At 78.2% G+C, this 16,728-nt stretch carries 12 protein-coding genes; 7 read left to right on the forward strand and 5 right to left on the reverse strand.

Annotated elements, in window-relative coordinates; all coding sequences use genetic code 11:
• Positions 1–82: 82 nt before the first annotated feature.
• Genes E5225_RS14295 through E5225_RS14305 form a run of 3 tightly spaced genes read right to left on the reverse strand, consistent with a single transcriptional unit; the run spans position 83 to position 4,681 of the window.
• Entirely contained in the window at positions 83–3,151 is a 3,069-nt protein-coding gene (locus E5225_RS14295) for a sacsin N-terminal ATP-binding-like domain-containing protein (RefSeq protein WP_135975186.1), read from the reverse strand.
• Positions 3,148–4,296, reverse strand: a complete 1,149-nt coding sequence (locus E5225_RS17780) for a DUF3027 domain-containing protein (RefSeq protein WP_135975187.1) — start codon at positions 4,294–4,296, stop codon at positions 3,148–3,150. The genes E5225_RS14295 and E5225_RS17780 overlap by 4 nt, the downstream gene beginning before the upstream one ends.
• Position 4,297: 1 nt before the next feature.
• A complete protein-coding gene (locus E5225_RS14305) occupies positions 4,298–4,681 on the reverse strand; it encodes a cold-shock protein (RefSeq protein WP_135975189.1) in 384 nt (127 codons plus the stop codon).
• Positions 4,682–4,859: 178 nt separating this feature from the next.
• On the opposite strand from E5225_RS14305, the gene E5225_RS14310 reads away from it, so the two are divergent.
• Entirely contained in the window at positions 4,860–5,213 is a 354-nt protein-coding gene (locus E5225_RS14310) for a TraR/DksA family transcriptional regulator (protein WP_243738394.1), read from the forward strand.
• Positions 5,214–5,275: 62 nt separating this feature from the next.
• A complete protein-coding gene (locus tag E5225_RS14315) occupies positions 5,276–6,223 on the forward strand; it encodes a hypothetical protein (RefSeq protein ID WP_136225486.1) in 948 nt (315 codons plus the stop codon).
• 90 nt (positions 6,224–6,313) lie between these two features.
• Here the strand turns inward: E5225_RS14315 and E5225_RS14320 are convergent, their stop codons facing one another.
• Positions 6,314–7,573 carry a M20 metallopeptidase family protein gene (locus E5225_RS14320; protein ID WP_424945161.1) on the reverse strand — a complete coding sequence of 420 codons (1,260 nt, stop codon included), beginning with the start codon at positions 7,571–7,573 and terminating at the stop codon, positions 6,314–6,316.
• Between the two features lie 175 nt (positions 7,574–7,748).
• Here E5225_RS14320 and E5225_RS14325 point away from each other — a divergent pair, with 175 nt between their 5' ends.
• From E5225_RS14325 to E5225_RS14345, 5 genes are all read left to right on the forward strand, one after another.
• On the forward strand, positions 7,749–10,220 hold the full coding sequence (locus E5225_RS14325) for a helicase-associated domain-containing protein (RefSeq protein ID WP_136225488.1): 2,472 nt from the start codon (positions 7,749–7,751) through the stop codon (positions 10,218–10,220).
• 110 nt (positions 10,221–10,330) lie between these two features.
• Entirely contained in the window at positions 10,331–11,977 is a 1,647-nt protein-coding gene (locus tag E5225_RS14330) for a DNA repair helicase XPB (protein ID WP_135973382.1), read from the forward strand.
• 249 nt (positions 11,978–12,226) lie between these two features.
• Positions 12,227–12,706 carry a GNAT family N-acetyltransferase gene (locus tag E5225_RS14335; RefSeq protein WP_135973381.1) on the forward strand — a complete coding sequence of 160 codons (480 nt, stop codon included), beginning with the start codon at positions 12,227–12,229 and terminating at the stop codon, positions 12,704–12,706.
• Between the two features lie 206 nt (positions 12,707–12,912).
• On the forward strand, positions 12,913–14,982 hold the full coding sequence (locus E5225_RS14340; protein WP_244243666.1) for a TPM domain-containing protein: 2,070 nt from the start codon (positions 12,913–12,915) through the stop codon (positions 14,980–14,982).
• 56 nt (positions 14,983–15,038) lie between these two features.
• Complete coding sequence (locus E5225_RS14345) at positions 15,039–15,812, forward strand: PspA/IM30 family protein (RefSeq protein WP_135973379.1); 774 nt, start codon at positions 15,039–15,041, stop codon at positions 15,810–15,812.
• A gap of 74 nt (positions 15,813–15,886) precedes the next feature.
• On the opposite strand, the gene E5225_RS14350 is transcribed toward E5225_RS14345, so the two are convergent.
• Positions 15,887–16,696, reverse strand: a complete 810-nt coding sequence (locus E5225_RS14350; protein WP_243738207.1) for a type 1 glutamine amidotransferase — start codon at positions 16,694–16,696, stop codon at positions 15,887–15,889.
• Positions 16,697–16,728: the final 32 nt, after the last annotated feature.

Here is a 16,728-nt window from a genome sequence, read left to right on the forward strand (position 1 = left end):
GGTCCACCGGGCACTCCGTCTGGCACCCTAGCGACCGCCGCGCCCGCGCGGGGGGCGCGCCGGGATCCGGTGCAGGGCGGGCTCAGCCGAGGACGAGGTCGAGCACGGCGTCGGGACGCCCGGGGTCCACGAGGAGCGCCTCGACCGCGGCGCGCAGGTGCCACGCGCCCGCGGCGGCGGCGAGGCCGGCGGCCAGCGCCGCGACGTGCACGGCGTGCACGCGCGCGTCCGTCCCGGCGCCCTCGACCCACCACTCCACCGGCTCGCCGTCGACCCGCAGGTCGTCGTGCCGCTCCCACACCGCCGGCGCGCCGGCGAGCAGCTCGGCGACGCCCTCCGGGACCGGCTCGGTCTCGCCCGGCTCGTCGACCCGGCCCTCGGCCAGCTCGGACGCGCGCGGCAGGTCGAGCCGCTCGGCGACCTGCGCGGCGTCGGCACCCGCGGGGACGGGGACGAGCGCGCCCAGGTCGCGGCGCTGCCACCACGCCGGGGAGTCGGCGACGACCGCGGACGACGCCTCGGCCATCACGGCGCCGGCGGGCCCGGCGAGCGCCACGACGACGTCCGGGGCCAGCGTGCCCGGCACGCCGCCCGCCGCCCACGCGCGCCACACCCGGCCGGCGACCTGGGGCGGCACGACCGTGCCCGGCGGCCCGAGCCGGTCGAGCACCTCGTCCCAGTCGGCCGGGCCCAGCTCGGCGAGCGAGCCCACACCGCCGAGCGCGCGCAGCACCTCGGCGTCCAGGTGCGCGTACGCGGTCGGCACCGGTGGCAGCAGGCCCGCCGGCGCGTCCGACCCCGCGAGCGCGAACACCGCCGGCAGCGCCGGCTCGACCCGCGTGCGCAGCCACCACGCGGCGTACGACGGCAGCGGCACCGGCGAGCCCTCCGCGCGCACGGGGGTGAGCAGCGCGGCGCGCAGCCGCGGGCGGGAGGCCACGCGCGCGAGCACGCCGAGCCACGCGTCCTCCGCGACCGCGTCGAGGTCGGCGACCGCGTCGAGGTCGCCGACGTACAGGCCCGCGCCCACGGCGTCCGCGAGGTGGTCCACGTACTCGGACCAGCCGTCCAGGGACGCCGCCGCCAGCGCCGCCGGGTCGTCCGGGTCGTCGTCCGCGAGCACGCCCGTGACGACGTCCGGCACGCGCGTCACCACGAGGTCCGCCCGGACGCCGACGGCCGTGAGGACCGCCGGCCCCCACCGGTCGAGCACGTCGATCGCGACGGGCGCGAGCACCCGGTCGTCGAGCAGGCCGGCCGCGGGCGAGCCGGGCAGCACGAGGCCGTGCGCGGGCGACGGCTCGCCGTCGGCCGCGGTCAGCGTCAGCAGGCCCAGCCACCCGGCGGCGTCGGGCGGGACGACGTCGGCGGCCACGGGCCCGTCGGCGTCCCGGACCGCCGGCAGCGCCGCCACCAGGTCCAGCACCGCGTCGGTGACCTGCGCGGCGTGCGCCAGGTCGTCGTCGTCGGCCTGCGCGAGCACCGCGGCCCGCACGGCCGGGTGCGCCAGCAGGGCCGACGCGTCCGGCTGCTCCGCGCCCAGGCGGACGAGCAGGGGCCGCGCCGCACGCGGGTCGACGACGCGCAGCCCGCCCGCCCGCAGGATGGCCAGCGTCCCCGGCGCGAGCGCGTCCGCCAGGTCGGGGTCGAGCACGACCGTGCCCCGCGCGCCGCGCACCGTGCGGCCGTCCGCGAGCGGCACGGGCAGCGCACCCAGCGACTCCCGTGTGCGCGGGTCGGCCGCGGCCGGCTCCAGCGCGTCGTACAGCGCCGCCCAGTCCAGGCCCTCCCCCGCGGGCAGGTCGTCGACCACCTCCGCGAGCGTGCGCTCCTCCACGCCGAGCACCCGGGCCGCGGTGCGCCCCGCGGGCGGCACGTGCACGAGGCCCGTCAGCACCGTGCCCAACGCCCGCACCGCGGCGACGTCCGTCAGGTCCCGCACGAGCACCGCCCGGCGTGGCGCGACGAGGCCCTCCCCCGCCGCCGGCACGAGCAGCGGCGTGCGCACGAGCGCCGCGACGACCCGCTCGCGCAGCGCCGCGTCCAGGGGCCCGTCCGGCAGGCCCGTCGGCACCAGGTCGAGGACGTCACGACCGCTGGCGGCGAGGTCGGCCAGGAGCGCGGCGTACGCGTCCGCGGCGTGGTCCAGCACCGCGTGCGTCAGCGGCCCCGCGGCCACGTGCCGGCGCGAGGGGTCCAGCGGCAGCGTCGCGACGAGCAGCGCCGGCAGGGACAGCGGCTCGTCGGTGGGCGTCGGCGCGTGCACCACCCCCGGGGGCCGCACGCCGGCGCCCGGCCGGGGCACCGCCCACGTGACGCGCCAGCGGCGGGCCGAGCGCTCCTCGACGGGGCGGTCCGCCAGGAGCGCGAGGGGGAGCTCCCCCTCGGCGGTGCCCACGTGCCACCGGTCGGTCACGCCCGTGACCCGCCGCGCCGGCGCGGCGTCGTCCTCGACGACGACCTCGACCAGGGCCGGCAGCGCCAGCAGGAGCGCGTCGCCGACCTCGGCGAGCAGCCCCCGGACCGCGTCCGCGGCGGCGTCGTCACGCAGGTGCAGGACGACGGCCGTGTCGTAGCCCGCTGGCGGCCGGTCCGCGGCCTCCCACGGCAGGCGCAGCGCCGGCAGGGAGCCCTCGCGGCGGTCCACCTCGGCCGCCAGGTCGGGCCGCCCGTGCGCGGCCTCCCGCGCGGCGGTCTCCGCGAGCGCGGCCCGGGTCGCGTCGAGCGAGAAGCGCACCGCGCCCGTCGTGGAGCAGACGACGACGTCGTCCGCGACCGCCCGCACCGCCGCGAACCCCACGCCGAACCTGCCGACGGTCGACGGCGGGCCGTCCCGCTTGGCCGACGCGCGCATCGACGCGAGCGACGCCACGCCCGCGGCGTCGAGCGGCGCACCCGTGTTCGCCGCGACGAGCGTGCGGGGGCCGTCCGGGTCGGACGTCAGCCGCAGGAGCAGCCGGCCGGGGACGCCCGCGCGCGCCGCCGCGTCCGCGGCGTTCTGCGCGAGCTCGACCACGACCCGGTCGCGGTAGTAACCGCGAGCGTGGTCCTCCTCGGTGTTGGCGTCCTCGCGCAGCCGCGCGGGGGACGCCCGCCACGCCTCCAGCACCGCACCGCGCAGCGCGGCCGTGCCGAAGACGTCGGCGGTCACCGGGAGGTCGGTGCGTCGCCGCCGTCGGCGGCCGGGACCTCGGGGTCGTCGTCGGCGGCGGTGTCCGCGTCGGCGGGGGCGTCCGCGTCGGCCGCGGCCTCGGCGAGCGCGGCCTCGGCCGGCGTCGGGGCGGCGGCGTCCTCGTCGGCCGGGACGTCCTCCGTCACGGGCGCGTCGGCCTCCGGGGGTGCCGTCTCGCCCGTCACCGCGTCGCCGGCGTCCGGGGCGGGGACCTCGTCCGTCGGGACCTCGTCGGTGGGGGCCTCGTCCGTCGTGGCCTCGTCGGTGAGGGCCGCGTCCGTGGGGACCTCGTCCGTCGGGACCTCCTCCGTGGGGAGCGCGTCCGTCGGCGCGTCGTCCGCGGCCACGACTGGCGCGACCTCCGCGACGCGCGCCGGCCCGCGGTCCACCACGTCGATGCTGGTCTCGTCGATCAGCGGGCCGCCCGAGGGCCACTCCGACGGCAGCGGGTCGACGTCCGTCTCGGAGTGCGCGCCGCAGCCGTGGTCGAGGCTGACGACCTTGCCGTCGTCGGGCGACCACGCGTTGGCGCACACGCCGAAGACGGTGCCGAGCGACCCCTGCAGCGGCACGAGGAACCCGCACGACCCGCACGCCGCGGCGGACGCGACGGCACCCGCGCTGGTCGGCCCCCGGGACCCGCGGTACCAGCGCTCGGCGGCCTCGTCGCGACCCTGCGGCGACAGCACCCGGACGCGCGCGAGCGCGAGCTCGTCGATCGCGACCTCGTCGAGCTCGGGGTCGCCCGTGGGCGTCCAACCGGGCTCGAGGCGCGGGTCGTCGGGGCGGAACGGCAGCACGTCGCCCGGGCCGATGTCGCCCGGCCGCAGACGCTCCGACCACGGCAGCCACGGCCGCGGCAGGATCGCGTCCTCGGCGGGCAGCAGCTCGGCCTCGCAGACCGTGGCGGTGCGCCCGCGCGGCACGCGCGCGACCGTGACGGTCCACGCCCACCCGCGGTACCCGCGCGCGGTGCACGCGAACCGGTGGGAGACCAGCCGGTCGCCCTCGTGCACGGCACCCAGGTACTCCCCGACGTGCGACGGCTCCTCGGCGATCTCGAGCGCGACCTCCCGCGCGAGGTCGACGGCGCGGTCGAGGACGGCGTCCTTGGTGGCGGCCACGTCAGGCCTCGAGCTTGTCCGCGACGGCGCGCAGCAGCGCGGCGTACTGCCCGGCGCGCGCCCCCTCGGGGTAGCGGCCGCGGCGCAGGTCGTTGCCGATCTTGTCGAGCACCTTGATGAGGTCCTCGACGACCACGGCCATCTCCTCGGCCGGCACACGCTTGGCCTTCACGACGGACGGGACGGGGTCCAGCACGGTGACCGAGAGCGCCTGCGGCCCGCGCCGGCCGTCGGCCACGCCGAAGTCCACGCGCGTGCCGGGCTTGGGCGCGGTGACGCCCGCGGGCAGCGCGGAGGCGTGCAGGAACACCTCGCCACCGTCGTCGCTGGCGATGAAGCCGAAGCCACGCTCGGTGTCGAACCACTTGACCTTGCCGGTGGGCACTGGACTCCTCGGAAAGACGCGCGCGCCCACGGCACGTGGACGCAGCGTCCAGGCTACCGGCAGGCGCACGCGCTGACACGCGATGCCCGCGCCCGGGCGTGGGCCGCCGACCGCGGCGGACCCCTCCCGGCGCGCCGTCCGCCCGGCGGGTGTCGGTGCCGGGTGCTGGACTGTGCGCGTGGACGTCACCGGTGTGGACGCGGACGCGGCACGCGCCCGGCTGCTCGAGCAGCGCGCCGAGGCGGCGGACCGGCTCGCCTCGCTGGGCGCGGCGCGCACCGACGTGGTCGACGCCGCCCGCGGGTCGAACGTCGACGACGAGCACGACCCCGAGGGCACGACGATCGCGTTCGAGCGCGCCCAGCTCGAGGCCCTCGCGGCCGACGCGGTGCGCCGGCTGGCCGAGGTGGACGCGGCGCTCGCCCGCCTGGACGCCGGCACGTACGGCGTCTGCGCGGTGGGCGGCGAGCCCATCGACGCGGACCGGCTCGCGGCCCGGCCCACGGCCACGACGTGCGTACGGCACGCGTGAGCGCGCGGATCACCCGTTCGAGACCGAGGCCCTGAGCACGAGGGCTCGTAGTGTGGATGGCCGTGGACGCATCGCCGGACGAGCCCGCGCCCCCACGGGGCGCGGCGGCGGCGCGCCCGGCACCGGCACCGGCACCGGCACCCATCGCGACCGCCCGTGAGCACCGCCTCTCCTGGTCAGGCCTCACGGGGCGGGCCGGGGGCGACGGGACCGTCGCGGTCCCGTCGTCTTACCAGGAGCGCGACGACGACGCCCCCGTCCGCCGGACCACGGGCTCCCGCCGCGCCGTCGTCGTCTGCCTCGTGGGCGTCCTGACCCTCGCCGGGGTGGCCACGTCCTGGGCGCTCGTCCGCGACGCGCGCACGGCCACGGCGGATGCCTCCGCGAACCGGTCGGCCCCGTGGCCGAGCACGTCACGGACCACGGCACCGGTCGCCGCCGGCGCCCGGTTCATCGCGGTGCGGGACGCGCTCGCAGCTGCGGTCACCGACGGTGAGCTGGTGTGGTCCGCCTCCGCCGGCGTCGTCGACGAGACGCTGCGCACGCGGCTGCGGACCGCCCTCGACGACGCCGCCCGTGTCGGCGACGACGCCTCCGACCCGGGCCCGCCCGGCGGCACCGCGGCCGCGGCACGCCTGGCCGGCGTCGGAGAGGTCCTCCTCGCCGAGACCGCCGCCGTCCGGTCGGCGATGCCGATCACCGGGCCCCCGCCTCCGGCCGCCGTCGCACCCGGCATGGAGGCGCCCCCCGACGCGCCGGCACGTCCGCGGCGGGGCGGCGCGGCCGGCGTGCCGGTGGGCGGTGACGCGCCACCCGCGCCGGTCGCGCCGGTCGCGCCCGGCGCCGACCCCGGCAGCCCGCCTCCGCCGGCACCTGAGCCGCCCGAGCCCGAGCCGCCCGCGCCGGAGCCGTCCACGCCCCAGCCGCCGGTGCCGGAACCGTCGGCGCCCGAGCCGCCGCCGGACCCGAGCACCCCGGCGGAGCCGCCGCCCGACCCCGGCGCCCCGTGAGACGCCCGGGCCTCACGACCCGGTGACGTCCACGCCCCCGGAGACCACGCCGACGCGGCCCGTACCGCGCACCGGCGCGCGGCGGTCGGGTCAGCCCTCCGCGAGCCGGTCGAGCGCGAGCGCAGCGAGCAGCGCCGAGCCGACCGCGAGCGCGTCGTCGGCGAAGCGGGCGCGCGGCGAGTGGTTGTAGGGCGCGGTCTGCGGGTCGTCGCCCGCGGGCGTCGCGCCGAGGAACACGAACGCGCCCGGGACCTCCTGCAGCACGTAGCTGAAGTCCTCAGCGCCGGGCACGGGCTCGCCCGCCGTCAGCCAGCCGGCGTCCCCGAGCAGGGCACGCGCGACGCGCTCGGCCCGGTCGGCCTCGCCCGCGTCGTTGGACGTGACCGGGTAGCCGCGCTCGTAGTCGACCGTGGCGGTCAGGCCGTGCGCGGCGGCGACGTGCTCGGCGAGGCGCGCGATGCGCTCCGGCGCGGCGGCGTGCGTCGCGGCGCTGAACGTGCGGACCGTCGCCTCGATGTGCGCGTCGTCGGGGATGACGTTGTCCCGGCTGCCCGCGCGGATGTGGCCGACCGTGACGACGACCGGGTCGAACACGTCGAACTGGCGCGTGACCATCGCCTGCAGCGCCAGCACGATCCCGGCGGCCACGGGCACGGGGTCCTGCGCGAGGTGCGGCTTGGAGGCGTGCCCGCCCCGCCCGTGCACGGTGACGCGGACGGTGTCGGACGCCGCCATCATCGTCCCGGCGCGGCCGGAGACGAGGCCCGTGGGCAGGATCGACGAGACGACGTGCAGGCCGTACGCCGCGACGACGCGCGGCCCGGCGGCCTCGAGCACGCCCTCCTCGATCATGAGGCGCGCGCCGTGCAGCCCCTCCTCGCCCGGCTGGAACATCAGGACGACCGACCCGGCGATCTCGTCCCGGCGGGCCGCGAGCAGGCGCGCCGCGCCGACGAGACCGGCGACGTGCAGGTCGTGCCCGCAGGCGTGCATGACGCCCGGCTGCTCGGACGCGAACTCCTCGCCCGGCTCCTCCGCCACGGGCAGCGCGTCCATGTCGCCGCGCAGCAGCACCGTGGGCCCGGGCCGTCCGCCGCGGAGCACCGCGGTCACGGACGACAGGGCGCGGCCCGTGTGCACCTCGAGGTCGAGGTCCGCGAGCGCGTCCAGGACGAGGCGCTGCGTGTCGGGCAGGTCGAGGCCGATCTCCGGCACGCGGTGCAGCGCGTGCCGCAGCGCCGCCGTCCGCGGCAGGTCCGCCTGCGCGTCCGCCCGCAGCGCGGCGAGCACGTCCGGCGCCACCGCCGTCCCGTCCGTGCGCGGCTGCTGCGCCCCGGTCCCCTCGTCCACGTGTCCGCCCTCTCGTCGCCCGGCCGCCCCACCCTGCCACACGCCGCGCACGCGGCGACGGACCGTCGGCACCACGTCGCGGACGGCGCGCGGGGAGCCCTCGCACCGCCCCGCGGCGACGATCCGTCGCCCGTTGCGTGCGTGACCGGTCCGGCGCGCTCGTATCGTTGTGCGGATGGCCACGTTCTCCGGGTACCTGCGGGCGCGCAGCGACGACGACCTCGTCGCCCTGCTCACGCGCCGACCTGACCTGGCCACGCCCTCGCCCGCGACCCTCGCGTCGCTGGCCGCGCGGGCGACGAGCCGGTCCAGCCTCGACCGTGCGCTCGCGGGCGTCGACGCCCTGGTGCTGCAGGTCGTCGAGGCCGTCGTCGTGCTCACCGAGGACCCGCAGGCACCCCCGCCGGGTGTCGACGACGTCGTGCGGGCGGTCGGCGCCGCGGCCCCGGCCGACGCCGCCGCCGCGGTCCGCGCGGCCGTCGCGACCGCCGTCGGCCTCGCGCTGCTCTGGCCCGACGACGACGGCCTGCGCGCGGCGCCCGGCACGGCCGACGCGCTCGGTGCGACCGCGGCCGGGCTGGCGCCGGCGTCCGAGCGGCGACGCACCGGCCCCGAGGCGCCCGCCGACCTCCGCGCCGCGCTCGCGCAGGCACCCGCCGCGGCCGGTCAGGTCGTCGACGCCCTGCTGTGGGGCCCACCCGTGGGCCGCGCGCCCGCCGGTGGCCCGGCGGCCGACGCCGTCGACTGGCTCGTGCGGCGCGGCATGCTCCTGCGCGGCGACGACCGGCACGTCGTCATGCCGCGCGACGTCGCCCTGCGCCTGCGGGGCGGGCGCACGCACCGCGCCCCGGCCCTCGCGCCGACCGCGGCCGACGCGCCGACGCGCCCGGCGCCGCTGGTGGCCGCCGAGTCCACGGGGGCCGCCGAGCGGACCGTGCGGCTCGTGCGCCAGCTCGTCCATGTGTGGGAGCAGGCGCCGCCGGGCGTGCTGCGCGCCGGCGGGCTGGGCTCGCGCGACCTGCGCCGCACCGCCCAGGCGCTCGACGTGGACGACGCCGAGGCGGCCTGGCTCGTGGAGCTCGCCGGGGCGGCCGGCCTCGTCGCCGACGACGGCGAGGAGACCCCCGCGTTCGTCCCCACCGTCGAGTCCGACGTCTGGGACGCCGAGGACGTGCCGCAGCGCTGGGTGCGGCTCGCGCGGGCGTGGCTGCTGTCCGTCCGCACGCCGTGGCTCGTCGGCGAGCGCGACGAGCGCGGGACGCTGCGGGCCGCGCTCGACCCCGAGCTCGCACGCCCGTGGGTGCCGCGGCTGCGCCGCACGGTCCTGGACGTGCTCGCCGACGTGCCGCCCGGCACGGCCCCCACCCCCGAGACGGTGCACGCCGTGCTCCGCTGGCGCACGCCCCGGTCGGTGCCGCCGCGTGCCGCCGTGGACGCTGTGCTCGCCGAGGCCGGCCGCCTCGGCGTCCTGGGCGCCGGCGCGCTGTCCGGCGCAGGGCGCGCGCTGCTCGCCGAGGACGCCGCGCTCGACGCCGGCGACCCGGCCGCCGCACCCGACCCCGCGGCCGCGCTCGCGGCCGACCTGCCGGCCGCCGTCGACGAGGTGCTGCTGCAGGGCGACCTGACCGGCGTCGTGCCCGGCCGGCCGAGCGCCGAGCTCGAGGACCTGCTCGAGAGCGCCGCGCGCGTCGAGTCCCGCGGGGGCGCGATCACCGTCCGCTTCACCGCGGAGACGGTCCGCCGCGCGCTCGACGCGGGCGCCTCGGCGGACGAGCTGCTCGCCCGGCTGGACACCGCCGCGCGGGGCCGCGTGCCGCAGCCGCTGGAGTACCTCGTGCGGGACGTCGCCCGCCGGCACGGCCGGCTGCGGGCGGGCGCGGCGCACGCGTACGTCCGCTCCGACGACCCGACGCTGCTCGCCGGTCTCGCCGAGGACCCGCGCCTGGCCGGCCTCGGCCTGCGCACGCTCGCACCGACCGTGCTGGTCGCCGACGCCTCGACCGCGGAGCTGCTCGAGGCACTGCGCGCACGCGGCCTGGCGCCCGTGGCCGAGGACGCGCGGGGCGCCGTCGTGCACGGCGTCGCACCGACACGGCGGGTGCGCGGACGCGCGGCGGCGCGGGCCCGGCGGCGGGCCGTCGACGGCACCGCTGTGCACCAGCCCGACGTGCGGGCGCGGGCCGCGCGCGTCGTGGACGTCCTGCGGCGCGCGGACGCGAACGCCGTGCCGGTCACCGCCGCGGACGTCGCCACCGACGGGGCACGCGTCCCGCCCGCCGCACCGCGCACCGGCCGCGTGCTCGGCACCGACGGCTCCGCCGCGGGTGCGTCGGCGGACGCAGCCACGCCCGCCGACGACGCCCCGACCGGCCCGGCCACGCCGGCGGTGCCGCCGGCGCCGAGCCCGGCGGGTGCCGGAACAACCGACCCCGCCGACGCGTTGCTGCTCCTGCGCGAGGCCGCCCAGTCCCGCAGCCTCGTCTGGCTCGAGCTCGTCGGCCCGGACGGGCGGTCGGACCGACGGCTCGTGCGGCCGCTGCGCGTCGAGGGCGGCCGGCTCCGGGCGCTCGACCCGCGCCGTGAGGCGGAGCTCACCGTCGCGGTGCACCGCATCGCGGGTGTCGTCCCGGCGGACGGCACCGGCTGACGTCCCGACCCGACGACGCGTGCACGGCCCCGCACGACCGGCCCGGTCATCGACCCGGCCACCGACCTGCGCCGCCCGAGGGCGGCACCGCACGACCCGAGGAGAACCGCGTGCCCGACGGCCCGCTCATCGTCCAGAGCGACAAGACGCTCCTGCTGGAGGTCGACCACGACCAGGCGGACGCCTGCCGCCGCGCCATCGCACCGTTCGCCGAGCTCGAGCGCGCGCCCGAGCACGTGCACACCTACCGCCTGACCCCGCTCGGCCTGTGGAACGCGCGCGCCGCGGGTCACGACGCCGAGCAGGTCGTCGACACGCTGCTCGAGTTCAGCCGCTACCCCGTGCCGCACGCGCTCCTGGTCGACGTCGCGGAGACCATGGCCCGCTACGGGCGCCTGCAGCTCATCCAGGACCCGGTCCACGGCCTGGTGCTGCACGCGCTCGACGCGGCGGTCCTGGTCGAGGTCATGCGGTCCAAGAAGACGGCCGGCCTGCTGGGCGAGCGCATCGACGACACCGACGTCGTGGTGCACAAGTCCGAGCGCGGGCACCTCAAGCAGGTGCTGCTCAAGCTCGGCTGGCCGGCGGAGGACCTCGCCGGGTACGTCGACGGCGAGGCGCACCCGATCGCGCTCGCCGAGGACGGGTGGGCGCTGCGCCCGTACCAGAACCAGGCGGTCGAGAACTTCTGGCACGGCGGCTCCGGCGTCGTGGTCCTGCCCTGCGGCGCCGGCAAGACGCTCGTCGGCGCCGGCGCGATGGCCAAGAGCTCGACGACCACGCTGATCCTCGTGACCAACACCGTCAGCGCCCGGCAGTGGCGCGACGAGCTGGTCAAGCGCACGTCGCTCACCGAGGACGAGATCGGCGAGTACTCGGGCACGCGCAAGGAGATCCGCCCCGTCACGATCGCCACCTACCAGGTGCTGACGACGCGGCGGAAGGGCGTCTACACGCACCTCGAGCTGCTCGACGCGCGCGACTGGGGTCTGGTCGTCTACGACGAGGTGCACCTGCTGCCCGCGCCGATCTTCCGCATGACGGCGGACCTGCAGGCGCGCCGTCGCCTGGGCCTGACCGCGACGCTCGTGCGCGAGGACGGCCGCGAGGACGAGGTCTTCTCGCTCATCGGCCCCAAGCGGTTCGACGCGCCGTGGAAGGACATCGAGGCGCAGGGCTACATCGCCCCCGCCGAGTGCGTCGAGGTCCGCCTGACCCTCCCGGACGCCGACCGGATGCTCTACGCGATCGCCGAGCCGGAGGAGCGCTACCGGCTGGCCGCGACGGCGGGCGGCAAGGAGCGCGTCGTCGACCAGCTCGTCGCGAAGCACGCCGGCGAGCCGACCCTCGTCATCGGCCAGTACCTCGACCAGCTGCACGAGATCGCCGAGCACATCGGCGCCGACGTCATCACCGGCGAGACCCCGGTGAAGGAGCGCCAGCGGCTGTTCGACGCGTTCCGGCACGGGGAGATCACCAAGCTCGTCGTCTCGAAGGTCGCGAACTTCTCGATCGACCTGCCGGAGGCGTCGGTGGCGATCCAGGTGTCGGGCTCGTTCGGGTCACGCCAGGAGGAGGCGCAGCGCCTCGGGCGGATCATGCGGCCCAAGGCGTCGGGCAAGACCGCGCACTTCTACACGGTGGTCGCGCGCGACACGGTCGACCAGGAGTTCGCCGCCCACCGCCAGCGCTTCCTGGCGGAGCAGGGCTACGCCTACACGATCGTCGACGCGGAGGACCTGGGCGTAGCGCCGTGACCGGCGGCGCTCGCGCAGCGCCCCCACCCACCTCCCCCTCGTGAACCCGGGGTTCCTCAGCACGCGAGCGCGTCGGCGCTGAGGACCTCCGGGTTCGTCGTCCGTGGGCCCTGTCGACGGACGGCGAACCCGGGCCCGGCGGCGGGAACGGGGCAGTTAGGCGGGGCAGGGCCGGGGTCAGCGGGGACGGAGGCAGCCTTGGCGGCCTCGCGGTCGACCGTGAGCGGCCGCCCGTGCGACGGTGCAGCCGTGCACCTGCGTGACGCGACCGACGACGACCTCGACCTCCTCCTCGACCTGCTGCTCGAGGCGTTCAACTGGACCGGCGAGGCGCGTTTCACCCTCGACGACGTGCGGAGCGACCCGCACACCGGTCGCTACCTCGACGGGTGGCGCCGGCCGGGCGACCTCGGCGTCGTCGCCGTGGACGGCACCGCGCCCGTCGGCGCCGTCTGGGCGCGGGCGCTCACGGCGGACGCACCCGGCTACGGCTACGTCGCCGACGACGTCCCCGAGCTCGGCATGGCGGTGGCCGCGGGCGCGCGCGGGCGCGGCGTCGGCACCCTGCTGCTCAGCGGGTTCCTCGACCGGGCGCGCACGGCCGGGTGGCGGGCGGTGAGCCTGAGCGTCGAGGACGGCAACACCGCCGCCCGCGCGCTGTACGAGCGGCACGGCTTCGTGCCGGTGGGCCGCAACGGCGGCTCGGACACGCTGCTGCGCACGCTCTGACGGCGGCCGGCGGCGCGCTGCTCCCCCACCGACCCGCCGCCCCGGAATCGCCATGCACCGCCCGCGGTTGACGCGCCATGACCCTCCTCGACCCGACGACGGAGCTCGGACGGCGCGCGGTAGGAACGTGCCCGGTCGGCGGCACCCGGAACCCCGGAGGGGCGCGGTCCGTTGCGACGTGTGCAGGCGTGAGAAAGGATCGACGAGTGCGTGCACTGCGAGGTCGGGTCGTCACCGTGGGAGCGGGTGTCGCGCTGGGCGCGAGCCTGCTCATGGCCGGGGCGGGTGCCGCCGCGGCGGTGCCGCCCCCTGCGCTGCGCGAGGACGTGACGGACGAGTCCGGCGTGCTCAGCGCCGGCGAGGAGGCGGAGGTGCAGGCGGCCCTCGACCAGCTCGCCGCCCAGACGGACTACCAGCTGTACGTCGTCTACGTGCCCGAGTTCACGGGCGCCGCGGGCGGCACGGAGTGGGCGCAGGCGGCGGCGGAGGCGAGCCAGCTGGGCGCCGACGACGTGGTCCTGGCCGTGGCGACGGAGACGGAGCGCTACGCGCTCGTGCCCGAGTCGGCGGGCGCCATCACCGCCGAGGAGATGCAGGCCATCGCCCGGTCCGCGGAGGACGACCTGCGCGCGGGCGACTGGGCCGGCGCGGCCGTCACGACGGCCGAGGGCGTCGAGGCCGCCGCCACGGGCAACGCCGTCCCCGGTGCCGGGGGCGGCGGAGGAGGCTTCATGACCGCGCTGCTCGTCGGTCTCGTCGTCATCGGCGGGATCTTCCTGCTCACGACGTTCACGTCCCGCCGCAGGAAGCAGCAGCCCGCCGGCCGCCCGCTGCAGGACACCGCCGGCGCCACGCGCGTGGCATCGACCGCGGACGAGTTCCACCAGCTCCCGACGGCCGAGCTCGACCGCCGCTCCGCGCAGGCGCTCGTGCGCCTCGACGACGCCCTGCGCTCGTCGGAGGAGGAGCTCGGGTTCGCCCAGGCCCAGTTCGGCGCCGCGTCGACGCGCGAGTTCGAGACCGTGCTGGTCGACGGCAAGCAGCGGCTGACCGAGGCGTTCCGCCTGCGCCAGACGCTCGACGACGACATCCCGGACACCGAGGAGCACGTGCGCGGGACGTCGGCCGCGATCCTGCGCCTGTGCCGCGAGATCGGGCAGCGCCTGGACGAGCAGAAGGAGGCCTTCGACCAGCTGCGCGCGATCGAGGAGCGCGTCGACGACGCCCTCGACGCGCACGAGCGCGAGGCCGCCACGCTGCGCGCCCGCGTGGCTCCGGCCCGTGCGGCGCTGTCCGCGCTCGCGGCGCGCTACCCGGCGAGCGCCCTGACCTCGGTCGCGGGCAACCCCGACCAGGCGGAGCTGCTGCTCGGCGAGGTCGGCACCGCGCTCGCGGAGGGACGCCAGCGCGTCGCCGCGGGTGAGCGCAGCACCGCGGTCGGCTACGCACGCGCGGCCGAGGAGGCGCTCGGCCAGGTCCGGCGCCTGCTGGACGCCGTGGACACCGCCGGCGAGGACCTCGCCGCGGTGGGCGTCCGGCTCGAGAACGCGGTCGCGTCCATCACGAGCGACCTGTCCGACGCCGCCCGGCTCGCGCGCGGCAACGCCCAGGTCGAGCCGCGGGCGATCGAGGCGCGCGAGGCCGTGGCCGCCGCGTCGGCGGCGCGCTCGGGGCAGGGCGACCCGCTCGCCGCGCTGCGGCGCATCACCGCGGCGGAGGCGGCGATCGACGAGGCCCTCGCCCCGATGCGCCAGCAGGCGGAGCGCTCGCGACGCGCGCAGGCGCTGCTCGACGACACCCTGGGCCGGCTCGAGTCGGCGGTCCGCGCGACGGCCGACTACGTCAGCACCCGCCGCGGCGCGGTCGGACCGCAGGCACGCACGCGGCTCGCCGAGGCGGACCGGCTGCGCATGCGCGCCGCCGACCAGCGGGCCACCGACCCGGAGGCCGCGCTCGCGACCGCCCAGCAGGGCGAGCAGCTCGTCGCCGAGGCGCAGCGCCTCGCGCAGGTCGACGTCGAGAACGCCGAGCAGATGGCCGGCTACGGCGGCGGGTACGGCCCGGGCGGGTACGGCGGCCGCGGCTACGCGCGGCGCGGCGGCGCGGGTGACATGGTGTCCGGCGTCGGCGGGATGGTGCTCGGCGGCATCCTGCTCGACTCGATCCTGCGCGGCGGCGGCGGCTTCGGCGGCGGTGGCGGCTGGGGCGGCGGCGGTGACGGCGGCGGGTTCGACGGCGGCGGGTTCGGCGACGGCGGGTTCGACGGCGGGTTCTGATGCCGCTACGACGGCTCACCAGAGGGTTTTCCGGTACGAACGAGAGGCACGGGACGATGACCGAGAAGCAGTCCATCTTCGGGCGCATCACGCAGCTGGCGCGGGCGAACGTCAACGCCCTGATCGACCAGGCCGAGGACCCGCAGAAGATGCTCGACCAGCTGGTGCGGGACTACACGAACTCCATCGCCGACGCGGAGAAGGCCATCGCGCAGACGATCGGCAACCTGCGCCTGGCCGAGCAGGACTACAACGAGGACGTCCGCGCCGCGCGCGAGTGGGGGCAGAAGGCGCTGGCCGCGTCGTCGGCCGCCGACCAGGCGCGCGCCCAGGGCGACGGCGTCCGTGCGGACCGGTTCGACAACCTCGCGAAGATCGCCCTCGGCAAGCAGATCACCGCCGAGCAGGAGGTCCGCGACGCCGAGCCGATCATCGCCTCGCAGCGCGAGACGGTCGACAAGCTCAAGGCCGGCCTGTCGCAGATGAAGGACAAGCTCGGCCAGCTCAAGCAGCGCCGGGACACGCTCGTCGCGCGCCAGAAGTCGGCGCAGGCGCAGCGCCAGGTCCAGCAGGCGATCGGCTCGATCAACGTGCTCGACCCGACGAGCGAGCTCGCGCGGTTCGAGGAGAAGGTGCGCCGCGAGGAGGCCGTGGCGATGGGCCACGCCGAGATCGCCGCGTCCTCGCTGGACAACCAGTTCGCCGAGCTCGAGTCGACCGGCGAGCAGCTCGAGATCGAGGCGCGCCTCATGGCCCTCAAGCAGGGCTCCGCGCCGCGGCAGCTCGAGGGCACGCCGGTCACGCCGGTCACGCCCGAGATCGAGGCCTGACCCACCCCTCACGCGACGAGCGTGCGACCCGACCGGGTCGCACGCTCGTCGTGCGTCCGGGGCCGGCCGGCGGGTCAGACCGGGACGCGCACCGCCGCGCGCGTGCGCACGAGAGCGGCGAACGACTCGGCGAGCGCGCGGCCGGCGGCCTCGACCTCGTCGGCGCGCGCGTCGGCCTGCGCCACCACGGCCTCGGTGTCGACGTCGACGTGACCGTCGGCCCACGCGCGCAGCGTCTCGCGGCTCGCCTCCGGGTGGAACTGCACGCCCCACGCGGAGCCGATCCGGAACGCCTGGAACGGGTACGTCGACGACGACGCGAGCCACACCGCCCCGCGCGGGAGGTCGACCACCGCGTCGGCGTGCATGCTCGCCTGCGCGGTGCTGCGGCGGGGCCCGGCGGCCCGCGCCAGCCCCGAGAGCAGGGCGTCCTGCTCGGCCTCGGGGCGCCAGCGCACGTCCACGACGCCGGCCTCGCGTCCGGGCGGGGCGGCGAGCTCGACGCGGCCCCCGCGGGCCACGGCCAGCAGCTGCGCGCCCAGGCAGATGCCGAGGGCGGGCACGTCGGTGGCGCTGACGACGGCGAGGAGCGCGCGCAGGCCCGGCAGCCAGGGGGCCACGGCGTCGTCGTGCGCGGACATGTGCCCGCCGAGGACGACGAGGCCGTCGCCGACCTCGGTCGGACCGGGGATCGCGTCGCCGAGGTCGGCGCGCACGAGGCGGACGTCGACCTCGCCGAGCCAGTCGGCGAAGCGGTCGAGCGTCGCGTCGGGAGAGCTCTGGACGACGGTCACGCGCGGGCTGCGGCCGGTTCGCGCGGCGCCGCCCGGGGCGTCCGCGGGGCCGCCGGTGGCGAGGACCCGGCCGGTGGTGTCTGCGGTCACGCTCCCACGGTAACGGCCGGACGCCCACGGCC

Origin of the sequence: Cellulomonas shaoxiangyii (assembly GCF_004798685.1) — a bacterium.
Classification (GTDB): Bacteria; Actinomycetota; Actinomycetes; order Actinomycetales; family Cellulomonadaceae; genus Cellulomonas; species Cellulomonas shaoxiangyii.

What these genes read in the sequence shown, in the direction of transcription:
- E5225_RS14325 (WP_136225488.1), top strand. Translation starts at nt 7,749, where the DNA reads ATGGCCACGTTCTCCGGGTACCTGCGGGCGCGCAGCGACGACGACCTC.
- E5225_RS14345 (WP_135973379.1), top strand. Translation starts at nt 15,039, where the DNA reads ATGACCGAGAAGCAGTCCATCTTCGGGCGCATCACGCAGCTGGCGCGG.